This window comes from Candidatus Aeolococcus gillhamiae (assembly GCF_016464765.1).
GTDB lineage: Bacteria > Chloroflexota > Dormibacteria > Aeolococcales > Aeolococcaceae > Aeolococcus > Aeolococcus gillhamiae.
Window position 1 is genome coordinate 1 of the sequence record NZ_JAEKNS010000164.1, and the last position, 4,855, is coordinate 4,855.

A 4,855-nucleotide genomic window follows, 5' to 3' on the forward strand; every position below is an offset into this window, starting at 1 on the left:
CCGGCTTCTCCTGCTCGCGTTGGAGCAGGTCGATGACATTCACTTGTTTCCTCCGGGAACCGCGCGCAACCGTACCAGATCTGGTCGGCGGCGCCGGGTTGACTGTTCACTCTGTTGACGGCGCCACGCGGTGATCGCCGCGTGATCGCCATTGCGCAGCACCGCGGGAACCTCGTGGCCCTCGAACTCCGCAGGACGTGTGTACAGCGGCGGCTCCAGCCCGCCGCCGACGGTGCTGCTGAACGTCTCCTGGTCGAGCGACTCCGGCGAGCCCACCACGCCGGGCACCAGGCGAGCGGTGGCTTCGATGACCGCCATCGCGCCCACCTCGCCGCCGCTGAGCACATAGTCGCCCACGGACAGCTCCTCGCCGATCTCGTCGCGGGCGCGCTCGTCGACGCCTTGGTAGCGGCCGCATACGAGCAGCACAGCACTCTCACGGCTCAGCTCGTGGGCGACATCCTGGTTGAAGACGCGACCCTGCGGCGAGAGCAGGATGGTGCGCAGGCCGGCCACCTCGGCGCGCAGCGCGCGCACCGCGCGCACGATCGGTTCCGGCTTGAGAACCATGCCGCCGACGCCGCCGAATTGCATGTCGTCGACCTGCCGATGCCGATCGGTGGTGTGCTCACGCAGGTCGTGCACGTGCACCTCGACGCTGCCACTGTCCAGCGCGCGGCCGACGACACCGATGCCGAGCGGTCCGGGGAACACCGCGGGAAAGACGGTGAGCACGTCGAAGCGCATCAGTCGAGGTCCTCGTGCCAGGGCGTGACCACCACCACGCCGGCAGCGACGTCGACGGACTCAACCCATTCGCGCACCAGCGGATAGCGCCGTTCGTCCGTGCCGGCGCCAACCACGATGACGTCGCTGGCGGGCTGCTCCTCGACGTCGCGTACGACGCCGAGCTCCTCGCCGTCGTTCGACACCACACGCAGACCGACCAGCTGCCAGACGAACCACTCGTCGTCACCGAGCGCACGCGCCTGGGCGCGGCCGACGCAGAGATAGTCGCCGCTCAGCGTGGCCGCCTCCTCGCGGCTGGGAAGCTCAGTGAAGGCGAGCAAGATGTCGTCGCCGTCGAGCGGGCGCGATGAGGCCACCGTCAGGCGGCGCCCGTCCCTCTCTGCCAACAGCGCGGTCCCGGGCGCGAATCGGCCCAGGTCGCCGCCGAGCGTCTGCGCCCGCACTTCACCGCGCACGCCGTGGACACGGCGCACGTGAGCGACACGGAGCAGCGGTGTCGCTGCCACCGCCGATGCGGGCGAGCCGGCCTCAGGCATGCCGCCCTCCGTCGGCGAGCTCGACCTGGACGCGCTCGTGCTTGCGCAGCCCCGCCGCCCTCACCACCGCGCGGATCGCTTCGATATTGCGACCGCCCTTGCCGATCACCTTGCCCATGTCCTCTTCGGCCACGGTCACCTCGATGATTGTGGAGCGGCCCCGGGGGACGGCGTGGATGTTGATCGCCTCCTTGTTGCTGACGATGTGCTCGGTGATGAACCGCGTCAGGTCCGCGTAGTCGCTCACGGCGCCGACTCCGCCTCCGCCGCACCGTCCTCTGCCTGTGGTGTGGGTTCGGCATCCTGCTCCTCGACCGGCGCGGTCACCGGCCGGTCGGCCGCCTCGGCGGGCACCGCGTCGACCTCCTCGGGCGCGCCCGGTGTCTCCGACGCGGATGCGGCCGCCGCCTTCGGTTCGGGGGCCGGCTTGAAGGTCCGCGGAATCTTGGCGAGGATTCCCTGCTCGACGAGCAGCGCGCGGGCGGCGTCGCTGGGCCGGGCGCCCTTACCGATCCATTCGCGCACCTTGTCGGCGTCGATCTGGACCTTTGCCGGGTTGGGCAGCGGGTCGTAGAAGCCGAGCAGCTCGATGAAGCGACCGTCGCGCGGGCTGCGCGAGTCGGCGACCACCAGCCGGTAGAAGGGTCGCTTCTTCGCGCCCATCCTCTTCAGGCGAATCTTGACCAAAACGTCTCCTTTCTCTGTGACCGGCGAACCGGTCCCTACAACGGAAGCTGACTGGTGTCGATGTTGCGCAGCTGCTTGAGCATGCGCGCCTTGCCGCGCACCCCCTTGGTGCCCTTGCCGCCGCCGAGCATCTTCATGACCGACTGCATCTGCTCGAAGCCCTTGAGCAGCTTGTTGACGTCGGAGATGGAGGTGCCGCTGCCGGCCGCGATGCGCTTGCGTCGCGACCCCTTGATCACCTCGGGATGGCGGCGCTCCTGGGTTGTCATGGAGAGCACGATCGCCTCCATGCGCTTGATGTCCTGCTCGCCGGGGATGGCACCGCCCTGCTGCTGTGCCTGGGCGAGCAGCTTCTTGCCACCGGGCATCATGCCGAGCACGCCCTCGAGTGGTCCCATGTTGCGCAGCTGGCGCATCTGGTCGAGCCAGTCCTGCATGGTGAGCTTGCCGGCCAGCGAGCGCTCGACCATCTCCTCGGCGCGCTTCTCGTCGACGTGCTCCTGGGCGCGCTCGATGAGGGTGAGGATGTCGCCCATGCCGAGGATGCGCGAGGCCATGCGGTCGGGCGCGAAGGCCTCGAACTCCGACACCTTCTCGCCGATGCCGCTGTACATGATCGGCTTGCCGATCGACTCGCGCATCGACAGCGCGGCGCCACCGCGGGCGTCACCGTCGAGCTTGGTGAGGATGACCCCGTCGACACCGACCGCCTCCTCGAAGGCCTTGGCGACGTTCACCGCCTCCTGGCCGGTCATGGCGTCGACCACGAGCACGGTGTCGTGAACGGTGACGCGGCGGCGGATCTCCTTGAGCTCGTCGAGCATCGTCTGATCGATCTGCAGCCGCCCCGCGGTGTCGAGGATGACCACGTCGCAGTTCAGCCGCTTGGCCTCGTCGACGCCGCGCTTGCACAGCTCGGGCGGTTTGGCCTTGCCGTCGGGCATGGCCACGGGGACCTGGTTGTCCTTGCCGAGCCGCTCGAGCTGCTGCGCGGCGGCTGGCCGGTAGGTGTCGGCGGCCACCATCAGCGGGCGATGGCCCTCTTTGCGCACCGCCAGCGCCAGCTTGGCGGCGGTGGTGGTCTTGCCGCTGCCCTGCAGGCCGAGCAGCATCACCACCGTCGGCGGCTGCGACTGATAGCGCAGCTTGCGCTGCTCACCGCCGAGGAGGGCGGTGAGCTCCTCGTTGACGATGGAGACGATCGTCTGTCCTGGCGTCAGCGACTCCAGGACCTCGGCCTGCACGGCGCGCTCGCGGATGCGCTCGACGAAGGCGCGGGCCACCTTGAAGTTGACGTCGGCCTCGAGCAGCGCCAGCCGGATCTCGCGCATCGCGGCGGAGACGTCGTCCTCGGTCAGCGTGCCCCGCCCCCGGACGTCGGCGAGCGCGGCCTGAAGCTTGTCGGAGAGGGAGTCGAACATCGCCGTTCCCAGGGTACCGCCGATCCAGCGCCGATCCGGCCGATCCGGCGCAGCTCGGTCACTCACATGGCAAGCGGGCGAGCGCTAGCTCACCAGCGCGCGCGCGAACTCGGGCGGGTCGAACGGACGCAGGTCCTGCAGCTGTTCGCCGACGCCGATCAGCTTGACCGGGATTCCCAGCTCGTGTGAGATCGCCAGCGCGATCCCTCCCTTCGCGGTGCCGTCGAGCTTGGTCAGCACGATCCCGCTCACCTGCACCGATTCGGCGAACAGCCGCGCCTGACGCAGGCCGTTCTGCCCCGTCGTCGCATCGACGGTCAGCAGCGTCTCGTGGGGCGCCTGCGGGTCCTGCTTGGCGATTACGCGCCGCACCTTCGCGAGCTCGGCCATCAGGTCATCCTGCGTGTGCAAGCGCCCGGCGGTGTCGATGATCACGACGTCCGCGCCGTCGCGTCGCGCGGTCGCGACCGCGTCGTAGGCGACCGATCCCGGGTCGGCGCCAGCGGGTCCCTTCACGAACGTGGCGCCGGCCCGCTCCGCCCACAGCTCGAGCTGCTCGACACCGGCGGCGCGGAACGTGTCCGCCGCGGCGAGCAGCACCGATTGGCCGGCCTCTTGACTCAGATGCCAGGCGAGCTTGCCGGTCGTCGTCGTCTTCCCGGTGCCGTTCACCCCGGCCATCAGGATCACGGTCGGCTTGGCGAGCAGATTGATGTGATCCTCGCCGGTGCGCGCGATATCCGCGAGCAGCTCCACGAGACGATCGGTCAGCGCCTCGCCCCCGGACAGCTCGTTGGCGCTCGCCTCACGCTCGAGCTGCTCGACGACCTGCGCGGTCGTCGAGGCGCCAACATCGGCGTAGATCAGCGCCTCTTCGAGCCGTTCCCAGGTCTCCTCGCTGAGATCCTCGAACAGCGTCGCTTGAATTTCGCTCGTGAGCGCTTCGCGCGTGCGGCGCATGTTCTCGCGCAGCCGCCGCAGACGCCCGACCCGCCGCTCCTGCCCTTCGCCGGCGATCCCCGGCTCCGAGGCCTGCGCGTCGCGCACGATCAGCAGATCGGACCACTCGCGAGCCATGATCAGGCGACCTGCTCGCGCGGGAGCCGGCGGGAGATCACCTTCGACACCCCGTCGGCGCCCATCGAGACGCCATACAGGGAGTCCGCTGCCTCCATCGTGCGCTTCTGGTGGGTCACGACGATGAACTGGGCGTGCTTGGAGTACCGCGCCAGCAGCTCGAGGAAGCGGTCGATGTTGAGGTCGTCGAGCGCCGCCTCGACCTCGTCGAGAATGTAGAAGGGGCACGGACGGGCGAGGAAGACCGCGAACAGGAACGCGAGCGCGGTCATCGACTTCTCTCCCCCGGAGAGCAGCGAGAGACGTTTCATCTCCTTGCCCGCGGGCGTGACCTCGATCTCGACGCCGACCAGGTCCTCCGGCGCTGAGGGCTCGTGCGCCTCC

The 4,855-nt window shown here is 69.3% G+C and carries 7 protein-coding genes; all 7 read right to left on the reverse strand.

Annotated elements, in window-relative coordinates; translation table 11 throughout:
- Positions 1-39 precede the first annotated feature (39 nt).
- Entirely contained in the window at positions 40-747 is a 708-nt protein-coding gene (gene trmD / locus JF886_RS16665) for a tRNA (guanosine(37)-N1)-methyltransferase TrmD (RefSeq protein ID WP_337314505.1), read from the reverse strand.
- Positions 747-1,286: a ribosome maturation factor RimM gene (gene rimM / locus JF886_RS16670; protein ID WP_337314507.1), complete on the reverse strand. Its 540-nt coding sequence runs from the start codon at positions 1,284-1,286 to the stop codon at positions 747-749. Before rimM ends, trmD begins: the two co-directional genes overlap by 1 nt.
- Positions 1,279-1,533: a KH domain-containing protein gene (locus JF886_RS16675; RefSeq protein WP_337314509.1), complete on the reverse strand. Its 255-nt coding sequence runs from the start codon at positions 1,531-1,533 to the stop codon at positions 1,279-1,281. Before JF886_RS16675 ends, rimM begins: the two co-directional genes overlap by 8 nt.
- Positions 1,530-1,973 (reverse strand): 30S ribosomal protein S16, encoded by a 444-nt coding sequence (gene rpsP / locus JF886_RS16680; RefSeq protein ID WP_337314511.1) that lies wholly within the window; start codon positions 1,971-1,973, stop codon positions 1,530-1,532. Before rpsP ends, JF886_RS16675 begins: the two co-directional genes overlap by 4 nt.
- 35 nt (positions 1,974-2,008) lie before the next feature.
- Positions 2,009-3,394, reverse strand: coding sequence for a signal recognition particle protein (ffh, locus tag JF886_RS16685; protein WP_337314513.1), 1,386 nt, complete (start codon positions 3,392-3,394; stop codon positions 2,009-2,011).
- An 84-nt stretch (positions 3,395-3,478) separates the two neighbouring features.
- A complete protein-coding gene (gene ftsY, locus JF886_RS16690) occupies positions 3,479-4,471 on the reverse strand; it encodes a signal recognition particle-docking protein FtsY (RefSeq protein ID WP_337314515.1) in 993 nt (330 codons plus the stop codon).
- 2 nt (positions 4,472-4,473) lie between these two features.
- Positions 4,474-4,855: AAA family ATPase (locus tag JF886_RS16695; RefSeq protein ID WP_337314517.1), on the reverse strand; the 382-nt coding region annotated here is incomplete at its 5' end.